The organism is Pseudomonas fluorescens, from assembly GCF_900215245.1.
Lineage (GTDB): Bacteria > Pseudomonadota > Gammaproteobacteria > Pseudomonadales > Pseudomonadaceae > Aquipseudomonas > Aquipseudomonas fluorescens.
On sequence record NZ_LT907842.1, the window covers coordinates 2498951 to 2516467 of the forward strand.

Consider the following 17517-nt stretch of genomic DNA (forward strand, 5'->3'; position numbering starts at 1 on the left):
GAGCACTCGGCCATAGGCCGACGGGGAACCTCATGACGCAAGCCAATAACGCCGTATACACCGATCTGAGTGTTGACGATCTGGTTAAAGAAGCCCTGCAGCGCGGTGAAGGCGTGCTTGCCGATACTGGCGCACTGGTCGTAGAAACCGGTCATCGTACCGGCCGTTCTCCGGTCGACCGTTTCATCGTTGAAGAGCCTTCTACCCAGGACGCAATCGCCTGGGGCCCGATCAACCGCAAGTTCCCGGCCGACAAGTTCGATGCCCTGTGGGCTCGCGTCGAGGCCTTCAACAACGCGCAAGAGCATTTTGTTTCCCACGTTCACGTAGGGGCTGCAGAAGACCACTACCTGGCCGTGAAAATGACCACCCAGACTGCCTGGCAGAACCTGTTCGGTCGTTGCCTGTTCATCAACCCAGCCCAGTACAACCCGGCCGGTCGTGATGAGTGGCAAGTGCTTAACGTGGCCAACTTCGAGTGCGTGCCAGAGCGTGATGGCACCAACTCCGACGGTTGCGTCATCCTCAACTTCGCCCAGAAGAAAGTGCTGATCGCCGGCATGCGTTACGCCGGTGAAATGAAAAAAGCCATGTTCTCGGTGCAGAACTTCCTGCTGCCGGCCGCCGACGTGCTGCCAATGCACTGCGCCGCCAACATCGGCGAAGCAGGCGACGTGACCCTGTTCTTCGGTCTGTCGGGCACCGGTAAAACCACCCTGTCGGCCGACGAAAGCCGTTACTTGATCGGTGACGACGAACACGGCTGGGGCGAAGGCGTAGTGTTCAACATCGAAGGCGGTTGCTATGCCAAGTGCATCGACCTCTCCGAGAAGAACGAGCCGGTCATCTGGAAAGCCATCAAGCACGGCGCCGTGCTGGAAAACGTTGTGATCGACGAGGCCAAGCACGCCGACTACACCGATGTCAGCCTGACCCAGAACAGCCGCGCCGCCTACCCGCTGGAACACGTTGCCAAGCGTTCCGAGAAGAACCTGGGCGGCGAGCCAAACGCGGTCATCTTCCTGACCTGCGACCTGACCGGCGTACTGCCGCCCGTGTCGATCCTCAGCGAAGAACAAGCGGCTTATCACTTCCTGTCCGGCTACACCGCACTGGTGGGCTCGACTGAAATGGGTTCCGGCAGCGGCATCAAGTCGACGTTCTCCACCTGCTTCGGCGCGCCGTTCTTCCCACGCCCGGCTGGCGAATACGCTGAGCTGCTGATCAAGCGTATCCGTGGCTTCGGCTCCAAGGTTTACCTGGTCAACACCGGCTGGACCGGCGGTGGCTATGGCGTCGGCAAGCGCTTCAACATCCCGACCACTCGCGGCGTTATCGCAGCGATCCAGAGCGGCGCGTTGATCGGTGCTGAAACCGAACACCTCGACACCATCAACCTCGACGTGCCATTGGCTGTGCCGGGCGTTGAGACTGGCCTGTTGAACCCACGTAACACCTGGGCCGACAAAGCGGCCTACGACGCAGCAGCGAAAGCGCTGGCGGGTCTGTTCACCGAGAACTTCAAGAAGTTTGACGTGAGCGACGCGATCAAGGCGGCTGGGCCTCAGTTGTAAGGTTCGCTTGTTGTAAAAAAACCGCCCCTCGTGGGCGGTTTTTTTATGCGCAAGCGTTAGTCGGCGAGGTGCAAAACCACCGCCCCGACCAGCACCAACGCTACGCCCACGACCTGCACCGCTGACAACCGTTCCTTGAAAAACACAAACCCCAGGATCGCCGCGATCCCGCCCGACAACGTGCTGATCACCGTCACTACCGACACCGACCCCGCCATCGCCCCCCACGAAAATGCCGAGAACCCGCCCAGGTTCATCAAACTCGCGCCGGTCAACGTGGCGCAGTTTTTCAGTGGCGGAATCTTCAGGCCGTTCTGGATCTTCAGCACCATCACCACCAGCACGCACAACCCCACCAAATAACCCAGCCACAACATGGTAATCGGCCCCAGCGCGGGCAATGTGTAGCGGCCTTGCAACCAGAAACTGGTGCCGTACAGCGTTGCTGCGAGCATGGCGTAGGCGATGGACTGGCGTGGGTTGTTATGGGGCACGCCGTTGTCCTTGTGAAGGCTGGAGAGGATCACGCCGATGACGCATAAGCCGATGCAACCGAGCTGGATCAGGCTGATGTGTTCGCCGCTGGCCCAGGACAGCAACGTGGTGACCACGCCGTAGGAGGTCACCAGTGGCGCGACGATGGCGGCTTTGCCCAGGGCGAAGGCCTTGGACAGCGCAAGCGCCCCGGAGACGGTGAGCAGGGCGGCGGCAATGCCCAGCAGCCAGACACTCAACGGGGCATTCAGGGACTTGAACAGGAAGGCCGGGAAGATGACCAGCAACAGGGTCATGATCAGGAAACCGAGGGCCTGGCCGAAGTACACCGCGCGTTTGACGCCGACGGCGCGCGCGTTGAGACCCACGAGAAAATCCGTGCCGCCCCAGAGCAGGGCGGCCAGCAGGCCCATTATTACGTCCATGTAAGGTCCTTGTTATGTAAACGATTCGCCAGGTTAGCGCATAACCCATGTGGGAGCGGGCTTGCTCGCGAAAGCGGTGGATCAGTGAGAAATACTCTGCCTGACACACCGCTTTCGCGAGCAAGCCCGCTCCCACATTTGACGCTCAGCGGGCTTGGCTTCAGCTGAGGTTTTCCAGGGTTTGCGTGTCCCAGCGGTGAGTGTTGATGGCCAGGTAGAGCATGCCAATCGTCAGTGGCACCTTAGCGCCACGCCCTTTGGCGCGGTGTTTCAGGAACACATCGAACACTGGCGGTTGGAAGTAACGATAAGCGTCGTAGTCGCCCAGGTCGACCGCAAAATCCTGCTCCAACGCCTCCATGAATTGCGTAGCCTCGGCGCGGTCGCAGCCAAGGTCGAAGTTGATTGAGGTGTCGAGGCGAAGGGTCTTGTGTTTCGGCAGGCCGATTTCTTCGTGCAGCAATTGCAGCAGCTGCTGCATGGCGGGGTCTTCGGGGAAGTTGGGGGCCAGGTTCATGGTGGGGGCACGCAGGAGTGGGTGAGGGGGAGGGTTACGTTTTAGTCGGTATTTGTTGCGGGTGATGAAGAGTGCCAAGCCTATCAAGAATACGAAGATAGGGAGGAAGGGCATGCTGAGGGTTACTGCCACGTAGGGTAATCAGAACGCCAATGCCAGGCCGGCTACGAGGCATGTGACTGCAAGGCGTTTTCTCAGAATAGCGTCAGTGATTGGGTAATGCAGTACCAGGTAAAAACCCAAGAAACAGGCGATTTGCAGGACAGTATTCATGACGCTTGAAATCTCCTTGCTTCGAGTGCCTGTGTGTTCCAGCGTTTGGCTTTGACGGCGTGGTAGAGCATGCCAAGGGTGAGCGGGATGTTGCCTTTGCAGCCTCTGTCCACCCGTCGATAGCGCACTTCGTTTGTCGAAGTACCTGCGTCTCACCAACAGAGGTTTGCCAACGCGTGCTTGTGGGTGGGTAAAACCGTAAGGCGAATCACCGTGAAGGTGACGCCGTAGTGGCCGATGTATTGAGTCCTTTCGAGGTACACGGATTTTTGCCGGGACAGTGGAGAGGGCGCAAGTTTCGGTCATGCGCAGGCGAGTTACGTAGAGGGTGGCGCAGGTGTTTTGAGCAGTTTAGGGAGAGGACTACGCTGTATTTAGCGGCTTCCCACAGGGCTTTCCGGCATTTTCGGTTTGACAGTGATTTTTTGGTCAACACCCATTCAATGTGGGAGTCGGGCTCGCCCGCGATGGCGCTGTGTCAGGTGCAGAAATATAGCCTGATATACCGCCATCGCAGGCAAGCCCGCTTCCGCAGGTTTAGCTCAGTGGCTGGCCTGGTGATGGTTGGTTATCGGCTGCCGGTTGCAGTTGAACGTGTTGCGCGGCTTCCAGCAGATCACAGCCATCCTGCACGAGCAGGTACAAGGCATTAATGATGTGGGAAATATCGTCGAGGTCCGCGTGATCGTAGGTCAGGCAGGTGAAGGTTTTGAGTAAGTCGCTGGCAGCGCGGATGCGCTGGTGTGCGGCGCTCTGGATGTCCTCGGCGGTGGCTTCTGTGTCGATGACGAGAGGGTGGGTGTCGGTGAAATTGGTGCGCAGAAGGCGATAGCGATTGGCAGGGACATTGAGCGTTGTCATAAAAGGGCACTCCGAAAAATCAAAGAAATACGCCAAAAAATTTGGCACGTTTATCTCTGCTGTTGTTCGAGTGACCAAGCTCGGTCGCTAAATTGATAGCGACGAAGCGAACCTTAGAAGCTAGCGTTATTTGTAGCAATAAACAGATGGTTTAACTATTGGCGTTTCGATTAAGCGCTGGCTGGCCTGCTGATACACCGCTCAAAAATCGCCTCCAGCCCCCGATAGTCACACGCCACCGCATCGATGTTCGCCGGTACCCACGCCGCGTGTTTCACCAGCCACCAGTTCACCGAGAACCCCGCATTCACGATGATCTGTTCGAACAAAATCCGCTGCGCCCGGCCGTTGCCTTCGCGAAAGGGATGAATGACGTTGAGGTCGCCATACGCCTCGGCAATCAAGGGCACGAGCTCAGCCTGGGTAGCACCGACATACCAATTAGCCTGTTGCATATGCCGGATGATTTTCGCTGCTTCCGGCGGGATGCGTTCCGGCGTGCAGAACAGCGTTTCACCTTTCTGGATGTTGACGCTGCGCAGCTCGCCAGCCCAATCGTAGATATCGCCGAACAGGGTGCGGTGTATGTGTTGTAGCCGGCTGAGATCGTAGGGCGGTGGGTAGAGCGGGAGGCTGCCTACAGCGATTTCAGATAGTTCGCGCTCGGCTTGATGGAGGAGTGATGCGTCGCGCAAATCGAGGCGGTTACGCAGGATGCTGCTATCGGGATAGCAGTATGGGTCCTGGCCCACCCCGTATTTGTCGAGCATCAGTGTGGCGTTTTGCGGTACTTGGCAAGAACGGCTTCGCGGGTCGGCAAGGGCTTGTCGACATCGGCCGGTTGGGTGTCGAACCCCTCCAGGCGCAAGCTGGCCAGATAATTGGAACGGCGGATCTTGTGGTAGTGATCCTGTTTTTGCTCAAACGTCGGTTCGCTCATTGCAGCGTACTCCTGGGTCGCAATGTTCAATTGTAGCGCAATGCTTGCGGGGGCAGGCGAGATAAAAACCACGTCACATTCCGCATAAAAAAACCGCCAACCCATCGAATTCAGCGTATGTTGCACCGCAAAATCGTGTCGGGCGATTCCGCCCACTACTTAAAGGGAGTTAAGCATGGGTTTGCTTCGTGTCGCCTCGGTGATGTCATTGTGTGCGGTGGCTTTTTCGATCCAGGCCGAGCAGTTGCCGATCGAGGTGCTGAGTGCGGTGGTCAAGGACCAGAAAATCGCCGACGCCGAAGTGCTGCTGCAACGTAACGGCGCACAAAACGTGGTGGGCCGCACCAACGCGCAAGGCCAGGTGACCCTCACCAGCGAAGCCGCCGATGACGCCAGCAATCTGCTGATCATCAAGAAGCCCGGCTATTCCAACCTGGTGGTGAAGTGCCCGTGCAAAGGCATGACGTACGCGATCAGCCCGGTGATGGAAAACCTCGATGGCCTGCGCGTCGTGCTGACCTGGGGTAAAACCCCGGAAGACCTCGACTCTCACATGATTTTCCCGGGCAACAACATCTTCTTCGGCAACCAGAAAGGCACCGACGCCGAGCTGGATGTGGATGACACCGACAGCTATGGCCCGGAAACCATCACCCTGCAGAAAAAGCACTACGGCGAAAGCTACGTCTACGCCGTGCATGACTTCACCAACAGCGGCAATCCAGGCTCGCGCCAGTTGTCCAACAGTGAGGCCAAGGTGTTTGTGTACATGGGGCAATCCCTGGTGCGCACTTACTACGTGCCGAAGAACCGCAGCGGTAACCTGTGGACCGTGTTCCGCATGACCGGCAGTGGTGACTTCCAGGACATCAACAATTTCAGTGGGGTAACGGTTGATGCCCCGAACGTGCTCAACGAAGTGAAGGGCTTGCTGGATGACAGCGTGGCGGTCACGGCGGTAGCTGTCAGCTCTTCCGCACAGACCGATGCGAAGCGTCTGAACGTGCAAGGCGAAGCGGCCTACCAGGCCGGTAATCTTGACCAGGCCATTGACCTGTTCCGCCAAGCCATCGACCTCGACAACGGCTTCGGCAAAGCCTACGGCAACCTTGGCCTGGCGTATCAGAAAGCCGGCAACACGGCCGAGTCGATCTGGGCCAACCGTAAGGCGATTGCCCTGGCGACCGGCGCGAATGCAGCGACCGTACGGGCAGGCGCCTACTACAACATTGCGCGGATCTACGAAGCCGCGGGGCAATTCTCGGATGCCTTGCGTCACTACCAGTTGGCGAAAGAGCAAAAGGCCAATCCGGTGTATGACACGGCGATTGAGCGCGTGCAGAACCGCTGATTCGGCCGTAGCGCAGGTCTAAACGTGTGGGAGCGGGCTTGCCCGCGATGACGGTGGTTCAGTTGATACGTATGTTGACTGAACCATCGTCATCGCAGGCAAGCCAGCTCCCACATTTGGTTTGTATTCTGCTCACAAAATCGAGTTAACACTCCCACTTCGGCCCTAGGCCATGCCTCAGCCTGTGTATCATCCTGTCTCTTTTTTCCTTGCGACCTTTCTCGATTCGCTGAACACGCTGGTCTATGTTTTGCACTCGTTCAGCGGTCAATGGAGTGACAGCTTATGCACGACACCCTCCAACAGGTCTTTGGTTATCCACAGTTTCGTTTGGGCCAGGAAGCAGCGGTCAGTGCGGTGCTGGCCGGTCGTTCGGCCGCGGCGATCTTCCCCACGGGCTCGGGCAAGTCCCTGTGTTATCAGCTGTCGGCGGTACTGTTGCCGCACCTGACGTTGGTGGTGTCGCCGCTGTTGGCGTTGATGCAGGACCAGTTGGGCTTCTTGAAACGCCACGGCATTTCAGCCGGCAGTATCGATTCGGCGCAGAGCCGCGATGACGCCAATGACGTGATGGCCCGCGCACGCTCGGGCGAGCTGAAAATCCTGATGATTTCCGTGGAGCGTTTGAAGAACGAGCGCTTCCGTCATTTCCTGCAAAGCGTACAGATTTCGCTGCTGGTGGTGGACGAGGCGCACTGTATTTCCGAATGGGGCCATAACTTTCGCCCGGACTATTTGAAGCTGCCGGACTACCAGCGCCAGTTCAATATCCCACAAGCCTTGCTGCTGACGGCCACGGCCACGCCCAAGGTGATTGCCGACATGCAGGCGAAGTTCGCCATTGCACCGCAGGATGTCGTCACCACAGGCTTCTACCGGCCCAACCTCAACCTGCTGGTGGAACCGGTTGCCGGTGCGGACAAACGTCGGCGCCTGGTCGCCTGGATGAGCGAGAGGGCGGATCAGCCGAGTATCGTCTATGTCACGTTGCAGAAAACCGCTGAACAGATTGCCGAGCACCTGAACCGCCATGGCATCCAGGCCGAGGCCTATCACGCCGGCCTGGCCCACGATAGGCGCGAGGGCATCCAGCAGCGCTTTATGGGCGGGCACTCCAATTGCATCGTTGCCACCATCGCGTTTGGCATGGGCATCGACAAGAGTGACATCCGCAACGTGGTGCATTTCGACCTGCCCAAGTCCATCGAGAACTACAGCCAGGAAATCGGCCGTGCAGGGCGGGATGGTCAGCCGTCCGACTGCCTGGTGTTGGCCAACCGGGACAGCCTGAATGTGCTGGAAAACTTTGTGTACGGCGACACCCCTGAACAGGCGGGCATTTGCCGTGTGCTGGAGGCGTTGCAGGCGGCGCGGGGTGACGGGCAATGGGAGTTCTTGCTGAGGTCGCTGTCGGACCACAGCAACCTGCGCGAGCTGCCGCTCAAGACGCTGCTGGTGCAGTTGGAGCTCAAGGGTGTGATCGCACCGCGCTATGCGTTTTACGCCGAATACCGTTTCAAATACCTGATCGAGCCCGAAGCCTTGTTGGCGCGTTTTTCCGGTGAGCGGCAGCAGTTTGTCGCGGCAATCATCCAGGTGTGCAACCGCGCCAGAACCTGGGCCACCGTGGATTTCGACGCGCTTTACCAGCAGCACAACGCTGAGCGCAGCCGGGTAGTCAAAGCCCTGGATTACTTCCAGGAGCAGGGTTTGATCGAGCTGGAAAGCAAGCAGATGACGGAGGTCTACAGCCTGCTGAACACCGACTTTGATGCGCAGGCATTGAGCGAAGCGTTATACACAGGCTTCAAGCAGCACGAGGTCGCGGAGGTGGCGCGGATTCATGCCATGCTCGACCTTTTTGCGACCGAGCATTGCCTCGGCCAGCGTTTGGCCAAGTACTTTGGCGATGAACATGCCCCTCTGCAGTGTGGGCATTGTTCGGTGTGCCATGGCCACGTAGCCCACTTGCCTGCACCGCCGAGTTTGCCGCCGCTTGTGGATAAAAACTTTATGGGGCTGTGCGGTGATTTTATCCACAGGCATCATGAACACACCGGGCAACTGCCGGGTGCGGAGCGGCTGACGCGGTTCCTGGTGGGTATCAGCGTGCCGTTGTTTACCAAGCTGAAGGCGCGAGGGATTCCCGGTTTTGCTGCGCTGGAAGACTACCCCTACGCCGAGGTGCGTGCGTGGGCCGAGGGTCATTTGAATGATCTGTAAATCCACTTTCGTGAGACCTGCACATGCCTGACTCAATGCCCTTGCGCGCCGATTACCGTCACTTCCAACCGATCATCACGCGTTGGCACGACAATGACGTGTATGGCCATGTGAATAACGTCACCTACTACAGCTTCTTCGACACGGCGGTGAATACCTACTTGATCGAACACGGTGGGTTGGACATTCATGACGGTGAGGTGGTGGGGTTTGTGGTGAGTTCGGCGTGCGATTATTTCGCCTCGATCGCCTTTCCAGACCGCATAGAAATCGGCCTGCGGGTGGGCAAGTTGGGCAACAGCTCGGTGCAGTATGAGTTGGCGGTGTTCAAGGCAGGCGAAGAGGAAGCCTGTGCGGCAGGGCGCTTTGTGCATGTATTTGTGGACCGGGCGTCGAACCAGCCGGTAGCGATTCCGGCGATGCTGCGCGAGGCGTTACAGCGGTTGGTGGTCTGACACTGCCATTGTGCTCAATAGGCCGCAAATGTGGGAGCGGGCTTGCCTGCGATGGCGGCGGGTCAGGTTGAGTCGCGTTACCTGACGCTGTGCTATCGCGGGCAAGCCCGCTCCCGCATGGACCTGCAGTGGTGTTCAGACTGCGGGCTTACCGATGACGGTAATGATGTTTGTTCTTGCGATGCCCATAAGCATGGCCGCGGCCGCGATGGTCGTCACGGTCATAACGACGGTTGTCCCGCCCGCGATACCGACGGTCTTCGTCATCGCTCTTGTTGCCCATGTAGTTGCCCAGAGCGCCGCCCGCACCACCGCCAGCGGCTGCGCCGATCAGGCTGCCCGTGCTGCCACCCATGCTGCGGCCCACCACGTTGCCACCGGCCGCGCCCAAGGCGCCACCGATAGCGGCTTCGCCACGGCTGCGTTTGTCGGCACCCACCGCACTGCCACCCGCGCCACCCAGGGCTGCGCCGATGGCCGAGCCGGTGTTACCCCCCATCTGCTGGCCGACAACTGAACCTAAAACCCCGCCCAATGCGCCGCCCACACCGGCTTCGGTGGTGCCACCGGCCATGGCTGCGCCACTGACCAGGCCAAGGGACAACAAGAGAATCGAGGAGAACTTCATAGAGAAACCTCAGGAGGATGACGGCGCGATCCTGAGGTTGTATCGAGACGCTGACAATCGAAAACCGACCAGTGGTACAGGTTGTATACAATTTTCTAAGTTGCTGTTTTGTATGGGGAACTTAAGCAGTTTTTGCGAGTCTTTAACTACTTCGGAACGGCCGCTTTTATGCAAAAGCGGCCTTTTTTGTGCCTCGCAAAAAGTCGGTGTGACGGCTCGTCACAACCGGCCCGCACACCACAACACGCCCAATCAGGCCGAGCGCGCCATGATCAAACCGGTCGCGCTGGCCGCCTCCAATCGAATCGCCACAAATTTCGACGTCGGTGTATGGCTGCCATCCCCGGTGCTTTCCAGCGGCACCAGCGGGTTCACTTCCGGGTAATAAGCGGCGGCCTGGCCTGCCGGGATATCGAATGCCAGCAGGGTGAAGCCCTTCACGCGGCGCTCCCGGCCATCTTCCCAAAGCGACACGATGTCGGCTTTCTGCCCCGGCTTGAAGCCCAGGCGGATGATGTCGGCCTCGTTGACGAACAGCACGTCACGCTGGCCCTTGACCCCACGGTAGCGGTCATCCAGGCCATAAATGGTGGTGTTGTACTGATCGTGGGAGCGCATTGATTGCATGATCAGGTCCGGCACCCGGCCCGTGGCATGGGTGCGTTCGTGGATCAGGTCTTTGGGCAACACGTTCGGGCGGAAGTTGGCGCGGCCCGAGGGGGTGTTCCAGCGGCGTGCGCCGGCAGCGTTGCCCAGGTAGAAGCCGCCGGGGTGTTTGATCTTCTCGTTGAAGTCCTTGAAGCCTGGAATGGTGTCGGCGATCAGGTCGCGGATGCGCCCGTAGTCGGCCACCAGCCAGTTCCAGTCCACCGGTTTACTGCCCAGGGTCGCGGCGGCTATGCCCGCGAGGATGGCCGGCTCGGACTTCATCAATTTCGACAGCGGTTGCAGTTGGCCGTTAGAGCCGTGAACCATGCTGAACGAGTCCTCCACGGTGACGGCTTGCGGGCCATCGGCCTGGATATCAATGTCGGTACGCCCCAGGCACGGCAGGATCAGCGCGTCTTTGCCGTGCATCAGGTGGCTGCGGTTGAGCTTGGTGCTGATCTGCACGGTCAGGTCGCAGTTGCGCAGCGCTTCGAAGGTGCGCGGGCTGTCTGGCGTGGCTTGGGCGAAGTTACCGCCCAGGCCGATAAACACCTTGGCGCGACCTTCGAGCATGGCGTGGATGGCTTCCACCACGTTGTGGCCATTGTGGCGGGGCACCTGGAACTGGAAACGACGCTCCAGGGAATCAAGGAATGCCACCGGTGGGCGTTCGTTGATGCCCATGGTGCGGTCGCCCTGCACGTTACTGTGGCCGCGCACCGGGCACAGGCCTGCGCCCGGGCGGCCGATGTTGCCGCGCAGCAGCATCAGGTTGGCGATTTCCTGGATGGTCGGCACCGAGTGGCGGTGCTGGGTGATGCCCATCGCCCAGCACATGATCACGTTCTTGCCTTTGGCGTACATGCGCGCCGCTTGCTCAATCTCAACCAGGGTCAGGCCGGACTGCTCAACGATTTCATCCCACGAGGTGTCGTCGATCTGGCCGAGGTACTCCAGCACATTGGCCGTGTGTTCGTTGAGGAAGTCGTGGTCGAACACGGCCTCTTTGCCTTCGGCCTGGGCCTGGCGTTCCCACAGCAGCAGGAACTTGGCCATGCCGCGCAGGATGGCCATGTCGCCACCCAGCGCCGGGCGGAAGTACGCCGTGTTGGTCGGCTTGTCGCCGTTGGTGAGCATTTCCAGCGGGTGTTGTGGGTGCTGGAAGCGTTCCAGCCCGCGCTCTTTGAGTGGGTTGATGCACACCACCTGGGCACCGCGCTTCACCGCTTCACGCAGCGGTTCGAGCATGCGCGGGTGGTTAGTCCCTGGGTTCTGGCCCCAGACGAAAATCGCATCGGCATGCTCAAAGTCATCAAAGGTCACGGTGCCTTTGCCGACGCCCACGCTTTGCGCCAGGGCCACGCCGCTGGCCTCGTGGCACATGTTCGAGCAATCCGGGAAGTTGTTGGTGCCATAGGCACGTACAAACAGCTGATACAGGTACGCGGCTTCGTTGCTGGCGCGGCCCGAGGTGTAGAACTCGGCCATGTCCGGGCTGGGCAAGGCGTTGAGGTGTTTGCCGACCAGGTCGAATGCCGCTTCCCAACTGATCGGCGTATAGCGATCGGTCTCGGCGTCATAGCGCATTGGCTCGGTCAGGCGGCCCTGGTACTCCAGCCAATAGTCGCTTTGCTCCAGCAGCGCAGTGACGCTGTGTTTGGCGAAGAATGCAGCATCCACACGGCGTTTGGTGGCTTCCCAGTTGACCGCCTTGGCGCCGTTTTCGCAGAACTTGACCACCCCGCTTTCTGGCGAGTCGCCCCACGCGCAGCCCGGGCAGTCAAAGCCGCCGTTCTGGTTGGTCTTGAGCATCATGCGCAGGTTTTTCAGCGCGTTGTCGCTGGTCAGCCAGGCCTGCGCCACGCTGATCAGTGCGCCCCAGCCGCCGGCCGGGCCTTTGTAGGGCTTGTAGCGCGGCTTCGGGGTTTCGTCGGCTTGGTGGTGCAGGCTCATGGTTGGTTCTCCATCGCAGGGCTGTAGACCCGCGGCGCACTTTTCTGCGGCAGGTGGATGAGATTGAGGTTGTGGCGGCGGGCCCATTGCACGGCCAGGCCAGTAGGCGACGACAGGCTGACCAGGGTCTGGATGCCCGCGCGCAATACTTTCTGGATCAGTTCAAGGCTGCAGCGGCTGGTCACGATTGCCAGGCTGCCGTCGGTCGAAATCTTTTCGCGGATCAGCGCGCCGATCAGCTTATCGAGGGCGTTATGCCGGCCGATGTCTTCACGGCCCATCAGCAACTCGCCTTGGTTGTTCATAAATACCGCCGCGTGCACGGCGCCGCTGTACTGGCCCAGGGGTTGGAACGCGCTGATGCGCTGGCGCAGGCCGTCGAGCCATTCGGCGGGCGGCAACGGTGCGCCGGGCAACACCTGAAGGTCTGGCAACGCTTGTTCCACTGCCTCCACACCGCACAAACCACAGCCGCTGGTGCCCGCCAATTGGCGGCGCTGCTGCTTGAGGTTCCAGAAGGCACGGCTGGAGATCTGAACCTGGGCGTATTGGGCTGAACCCGAACCGCTGAGTTTCAGATCATAAATGTCGCTAACGTCGGCAATAATGCCGCTGCCGATGCTGAAACCGACGATGAAGTCTTCCAGATCCGTCGGCGTCACCAGCATCACGGCCTGGCTGATGTCGTTATACGCAATCGCTAACGCCACTTCTTCCGCCAAGGCCGTGCTGGCGACTTCAGTGTGTTGCAGGTTGCAAAACTGGTAGCTCTGACTGGCGGCGGGCGCGGGCGTTTCAGGGGCAGGCGCCGCGCAGACTGGGCGCTTGGCTTCCATGGTGCAGTACCACCGGGGGATTGATCAGTGTTTAGACTAGGCGCGACAAAGCGTCGCGTCTAATTGCCAGTACTGATCTACCGATAGATGGCGTCGATCAAGGTTCGATTTGCGATTTTTGAAACAGCGCGAAACAGGCTTCGGCCAAGGCGGACCGGGGCGCGCTGCGGCGCATGATCAGCCCCAGTCGCGCCAGGGTATGAGCATCTTCAATGGGTTGCAGGCGCAGGTGTTCGGTCAGGGCGTCGAGGCCACCGTCCAGCGGCATCACGGCGCAGCACAGGCCGCCGTGCACGGCTTGTAACAATTGATGCACCGCATCGGTTTGTAACAACGGCTGTGGGTTGAGCCCGCGGCTGTGGAAGTTGTGGTCGATGGACTGACGAAAGTGCATGCCGCTGGTGAGCATGCCCAGCGGCAATTCGATCAGTGCTTCCCAGCTCAACGGTTTTTCGCCAAAGCTGAAAAAGCGCTGGTCGTAGAGCAGGCCCATGCGGGTTTCGCCCAGCGCCAGCGAGTCGAAGCGCTCGTTGTCGAGGCGCTCCAGATACGACACGCCGAGGTCCAGGCGATTGCTCGCCAGTTGTTCGAGGATTTGTTCGGAGCTTAACGCCGAGAGCTCAAAGCGCAGGTTTGGGTGGGCTTTGTGCAGTTGCTGCATCAATGCCAGCGGATCGAAGCTCGACAGCGGCACCACGCCCAGGCGCAACGTACCCACGAGGTTGCCGCGACAGGCCGCCGCTTCGGCCTGCAAGCCGTCATAGGCCGCCAGCACGGTGCGTGCCCATGCCAGCACGCGCTCGCCCGGCGCGGTGAAGCCTTCAAAGCGTTGGCCACGGTTGACCAGTTGCAAGTCCAGTTCATCTTCGAGGTTGCGCAGGCGCATCGACAGGGTCGGCTGAGTGATATGGCAACGCGCGGCCGCCTGGCCAAAATGCCGGGTTTCGTCGAGGGCGATGAGGAATTTCAACTGTTTGATGTCCATCTTCGCTCCGGGCTTATACCAATGGCGTGGGATTCTAGCGCGTTTGGGTCTTTGGTCGGCTGGAACCCAAGTCTGCGGGATTGGTCTAGTCTTTGGCATCTGGAAATCAAACCCAAGGAGAGCACACCATGAGTCTTTTTAGTTTCGTGAAAGAAGCAGGCGAAAAGCTGATCGATCTGTTGACGCCGGGTAACGCTAACGCCAGCGATGAGTTGAAAAAGCATATCGAAGCAGTAGGGCTGGGTAACCCTAACGTTCACGCCACCGTGGACGGTGACAAGGTGACGATCACGGGTGAAGTCGCCAGCCAGGAAGAGAAAGAAAAAATCCTTCTGGCGGCGGGCAATATTGCCGGTGTAGCCACTGTCGATGACCAGATTACCGTCTCCGGCCCTGTCGTCGCCGCCGCCCGTTTTGTGGTGGTGAAAAAGGGCGACACCCTGAGTGCGATTTCCCTGGCGGTGTATGGCAACGCCAACCAGTACAACAAAATCTTCGAGGCCAACAAGCCGCTGCTCAAAGATGTGAACAAAATTTACCCAGGGCAGACGCTGCGTATTCCTGAGTAACACTCGAAACAAAAAGGTGGGAGCGGGCTTGCTCGCGAATGCGGTGAATCAGTTAACACATCCAGTGGCTGACACACTGCTTTCGCGAGCGACCCCGCTCCCACCTTGATTACAGCCCGACAATGAGGTCCCGGTAATCGTCTACCGCCGCAAACTCCGCAGTATCCTTCGGCCCTTTCTGACTGTCCGGCGCTTTCACCGCAAGCAGATGCCCCACGCCAAAATCCCGGGCACTGCGCAGGATCGGCAAGGTGTCGTCGATAAACAGGCTACGGGCCGGGTCGAAATGGATATCGGCATGCAGGGCATCCCAGAACTGCGGGTTTTCCTTGGGGAAACCGTAGTCGTGAGAGCTGATCAGCCGCTCGAAATACGGCGCCAACTCAATACGTTCCAGTTTCAATGACAGCGAATCACGATGAGCATTGGTGATCAGGATGACGCGTTTGCCGGCCCGTTTGACCGCTGCCAGAAACGTATCCGCATCCGCGCGCAAGGCGATCAGGTGGGCGGTTTCCAGCTTGAGCTCGCGCACCGGGATGTTCAGCTCCGTGCTCCAGAAATCCAGGCAATACCATTGCAACTGTCCGGCGTTACGCTCGAACAGTGGTTGCAACTCCATCTCGGCCATGGCCCGGGTCACGCCGTGCAGCTCGGCGTAGCGCTGGGGCAGGTGCTCCATCCAGAAGTGGTTGTCGTAATGCAGGTCAAGCAAGGTGCCGTCCATGTCCAGCAGGACGGTGTCGATGGCGTGCCAGGGCAAAGAGGGCATGGGGCGATCTCATGTAAGTAAAGATATCCGACACAAACAATCGGAAAAGCCACGGTATAGTAACCCGATCACGCCAAGGAGCCGCTTATGCGCCAGAAACCCACCGTACTCGCCCGCGAAATAGTCGCCAGTAGCCGTTTGTTCCGCGTGGAGGAAGTGCAGCTGCGCTTTTCCAATGGCGTCGAACGAACCTACGAGCGCCTCGTAGGCCGCGGTGCCGGCTACGGCGCGGTGATGATCGTGGCGATGATCGACGAGGACCATGCGTTACTGGTGGAAGAATACTGTGGCGGTACTGACGAATATGAGTTGTCGTTACCCAAGGGCTTGATCGAACCCGGCGAAGACGTGCTGGCGGCAGCCGACCGCGAACTCAAGGAAGAAGCCGGCTATGGCGCGCGACAGTTGGAGCACATTACCGAGCTGTCGTTGTCGCCTGGCTATATGAGCCAGAAAATCCAGGTGGTGCTGGCCACTGAACTGTACGAAGAGCGCCTCGAAGGCGATGAGCCCGAGCCGATGCGTGTGGACCGGGTCAACCTGCGCGAGTTGTCGCAGCTGGCGCAACACGAGCAGTTCAGCGAAGGCCGTGCCCTGGCGGCACTGTATCTGGTACGAGACCTGTTGACCCAGCGTGGAGCGTTTACCGCATGAGCGAACTGTTTTTAGGGCACCCGTATATTGCCCCTGTGATTGAGCTGGCTCGCCAGGCGGGTGAAGTGATTCTGCCGTTCTGGCGCGCCGATGTGGCGGTCACCGCCAAGTCGGATGATTCGCCGGTGACGGCGGCAGACCTGGCCGCTCACCATCTGATCCTGGCGGGCCTTACCGCACTCGATCCGAGCATCCCGGTGCTGTCCGAAGAAGATGCTGATATCGACCAGAGCGTGCGTGCCGGCTGGCAGCGCTGGTGGTTGGTGGACCCGCTGGATGGCACCAAGGAGTTTATCTCCGGCAGTGAAGAGTTCACCGTCAACATTGCGTTGATCGAGCAAGGCCGTGTGGTGTTCGGTGTGGTGTCGATGCCGACCAGTGGCCGTTGCTACTTCGGTGGCGCCGGGCTGGGTGCGTGGCGTTCCGATGTGAATGACGCGCCCAAGCAGATTCAGGTGCGTGAAGCACCGGCGGCGGGCGAGTCCTTTACCGTGGTTGCCAGCCGGCGCCATTCCAGCCCTGAACAGGAACGCCTGCTCGACGGTTTGAGTGAAGGGCTTGGCGCATTGAAACTGGCAAATATCGGCAGCTCGCTGAAGTTCTGCCTGTTGGCCGAAGGCAGCGCCGATTGCTACCCGCGCCTGGCGCCGACGTCGCAATGGGACACCGCTGCAGCCCAGGGCGTGCTGGAAGGCGCCGGGGGCGAGGTGCTGGAATTGAGCGGCGAGCCGTTCAGCTATCCGGCACGGGCTTCATTGTTGAACCCATTCTTCTTGGCGCTGCCGGCGAAGGCTGCGTGGCGCGAGCGATTGCTGACCCTGGCTCGTTCTTAAGGCCCCTAAAAAAATCAAAATGTGGGAGCTGGCAAGCCAGCTCCCACATTGGTTTTTGTGTGGTGGCTATCAGCGGTGCAAGACGTAGTGGCCGGTGAAGGTCACGGCTCTTTCTTCACTGCGTTCATTGACGATCCACGTCTCCAGCGTCAACCGCGCCCGGCCGTAGCGCTTGTACGTCGCCAAAAACCGCTTCCACACCTTATCTTCCGGCGCCGGGCACACCACGGTCGCATCCCGCGTGACCGGCAGCGGATAACTGATCTGCCCTTCCTGAATCACGATATGCCCGTCTTCAATGCCTGCTTCGCGCAGTTTCAAGTGCAGCCAACCCCAACCCGCCAGCACGGCGCCGCAATAGAGGCTGCCGCCAAACATCGTGCTCTTGTGGTTGATATTGGCCTGCAAGGGCAGGTGCAGTTGCAGTTGGTCGTGCTGCCAGTCGAGCACCTTGAGGCCCATCTCCCGGGTGAGGGGGATGTCGTGATGAAGGATCGATTCCAGGTAACGGCTGTCGCGGCTCAT

The 17517-nt window shown here is 59.6% G+C and carries 18 protein-coding genes; 7 read left to right on the forward strand and 11 right to left on the reverse strand.

Going from position 1 to position 17517, the window contains the following annotated elements:
• Positions 1-32 precede the first annotated feature (32 nt).
• Positions 33-1574, forward strand: coding sequence for a phosphoenolpyruvate carboxykinase (locus CPH89_RS11535; RefSeq protein ID WP_053255752.1), 1542 nt, complete (start codon positions 33-35; stop codon positions 1572-1574).
• A gap of 56 nt (positions 1575-1630) precedes the next feature.
• On the opposite strand, the gene CPH89_RS11540 is transcribed toward CPH89_RS11535, so the two are convergent.
• The 5 genes from CPH89_RS11540 to CPH89_RS11560 form a co-directional block, all read right to left on the reverse strand.
• Complete coding sequence (locus tag CPH89_RS11540; RefSeq protein ID WP_232005440.1) at positions 1631-2494, reverse strand: DMT family transporter; 864 nt, start codon at positions 2492-2494, stop codon at positions 1631-1633.
• A gap of 160 nt (positions 2495-2654) precedes the next feature.
• Positions 2655-3011 carry a DUF1493 family protein gene (locus CPH89_RS11545; protein ID WP_053253799.1) on the reverse strand — a complete coding sequence of 119 codons (357 nt, stop codon included), beginning with the start codon at positions 3009-3011 and terminating at the stop codon, positions 2655-2657.
• Between the two features lie 810 nt (positions 3012-3821).
• The gene (locus CPH89_RS11550) at positions 3822-4145 is read right to left on the reverse strand and encodes a hypothetical protein (protein WP_053253800.1); all 324 of its coding nucleotides are present in this window, start codon (positions 4143-4145) and stop codon (positions 3822-3824) included.
• 170 nt (positions 4146-4315) lie between these two features.
• Positions 4316-4915: a putative adenosine monophosphate-protein transferase Fic gene (locus tag CPH89_RS11555; RefSeq protein WP_053253801.1), complete on the reverse strand. Its 600-nt coding sequence runs from the start codon at positions 4913-4915 to the stop codon at positions 4316-4318.
• Complete coding sequence (locus tag CPH89_RS11560; protein ID WP_096236773.1) at positions 4915-5085, reverse strand: YhfG family protein; 171 nt, start codon at positions 5083-5085, stop codon at positions 4915-4917. Before CPH89_RS11560 ends, CPH89_RS11555 begins: the two co-directional genes overlap by 1 nt.
• Positions 5086-5260: 175 nt before the next feature.
• Between CPH89_RS11560 and CPH89_RS11565 the strand changes: the two genes are divergently transcribed.
• The 3 genes from CPH89_RS11565 to CPH89_RS11575 all read left to right on the forward strand — a co-directional run bounded on the left by CPH89_RS11565 (position 5261) and on the right by CPH89_RS11575 (position 9114).
• Entirely contained in the window at positions 5261-6436 is a 1176-nt protein-coding gene (locus CPH89_RS11565) for a tetratricopeptide repeat protein (protein WP_053253802.1), read from the forward strand.
• Between the two features lie 285 nt (positions 6437-6721).
• Positions 6722-8659, forward strand: a complete 1938-nt coding sequence (locus CPH89_RS11570) for a RecQ family ATP-dependent DNA helicase (RefSeq protein WP_053253803.1) — start codon at positions 6722-6724, stop codon at positions 8657-8659.
• Between the two features lie 23 nt (positions 8660-8682).
• Positions 8683-9114, forward strand: coding sequence for an acyl-CoA thioesterase (locus tag CPH89_RS11575; RefSeq protein WP_053253804.1), 432 nt, complete (start codon positions 8683-8685; stop codon positions 9112-9114).
• A gap of 148 nt (positions 9115-9262) precedes the next feature.
• Here the strand turns inward: CPH89_RS11575 and CPH89_RS11580 are convergent, their stop codons facing one another.
• The 4 genes from CPH89_RS11580 to CPH89_RS11595 form a co-directional block, all read right to left on the reverse strand.
• Complete coding sequence (locus CPH89_RS11580; protein ID WP_053253805.1) at positions 9263-9742, reverse strand: glycine zipper domain-containing protein; 480 nt, start codon at positions 9740-9742, stop codon at positions 9263-9265.
• 252 nt (positions 9743-9994) lie between these two features.
• On the reverse strand, positions 9995-12343 hold the full coding sequence (locus tag CPH89_RS11585) for an FdhF/YdeP family oxidoreductase (RefSeq protein ID WP_053253806.1): 2349 nt from the start codon (positions 12341-12343) through the stop codon (positions 9995-9997).
• On the reverse strand, positions 12340-13179 hold the full coding sequence (fdhD, locus tag CPH89_RS11590; RefSeq protein WP_053253807.1) for a formate dehydrogenase accessory sulfurtransferase FdhD: 840 nt from the start codon (positions 13177-13179) through the stop codon (positions 12340-12342). The genes CPH89_RS11585 and fdhD overlap by 4 nt, the downstream gene beginning before the upstream one ends.
• 97 nt (positions 13180-13276) lie before the next feature.
• Positions 13277-14164 (reverse strand): LysR family transcriptional regulator, encoded by an 888-nt coding sequence (locus CPH89_RS11595; RefSeq protein WP_053253808.1) that lies wholly within the window; start codon positions 14162-14164, stop codon positions 13277-13279.
• Between the two features lie 128 nt (positions 14165-14292).
• On the opposite strand from CPH89_RS11595, the gene lysM reads away from it, so the two are divergent.
• Positions 14293-14733, forward strand: a complete 441-nt coding sequence (gene lysM, locus CPH89_RS11600; RefSeq protein ID WP_053253809.1) for a peptidoglycan-binding protein LysM — start codon at positions 14293-14295, stop codon at positions 14731-14733.
• Between the two features lie 109 nt (positions 14734-14842).
• Here lysM and yrfG read toward each other — a convergent pair whose 3' ends face one another.
• Entirely contained in the window at positions 14843-15505 is a 663-nt protein-coding gene (gene yrfG, locus CPH89_RS11605) for a GMP/IMP nucleotidase (protein WP_053253810.1), read from the reverse strand.
• Between the two features lie 87 nt (positions 15506-15592).
• Between yrfG and nudE the strand changes: the two genes are divergently transcribed.
• Both nudE and cysQ read left to right on the forward strand, forming a co-directional pair.
• Positions 15593-16159: an ADP compounds hydrolase NudE gene (gene nudE / locus CPH89_RS11610; protein WP_053253811.1), complete on the forward strand. Its 567-nt coding sequence runs from the start codon at positions 15593-15595 to the stop codon at positions 16157-16159.
• Positions 16156-16992, forward strand: a complete 837-nt coding sequence (cysQ, locus tag CPH89_RS11615) for a 3'(2'),5'-bisphosphate nucleotidase CysQ (protein WP_053253812.1) — start codon at positions 16156-16158, stop codon at positions 16990-16992. The genes nudE and cysQ overlap by 4 nt, the downstream gene beginning before the upstream one ends.
• A 69-nt stretch (positions 16993-17061) precedes the next feature.
• On the opposite strand, the gene CPH89_RS11620 is transcribed toward cysQ, so the two are convergent.
• On the reverse strand, positions 17062-17517 hold the full coding sequence (locus CPH89_RS11620; RefSeq protein ID WP_053253813.1) for a thioesterase domain-containing protein: 456 nt from the start codon (positions 17515-17517) through the stop codon (positions 17062-17064).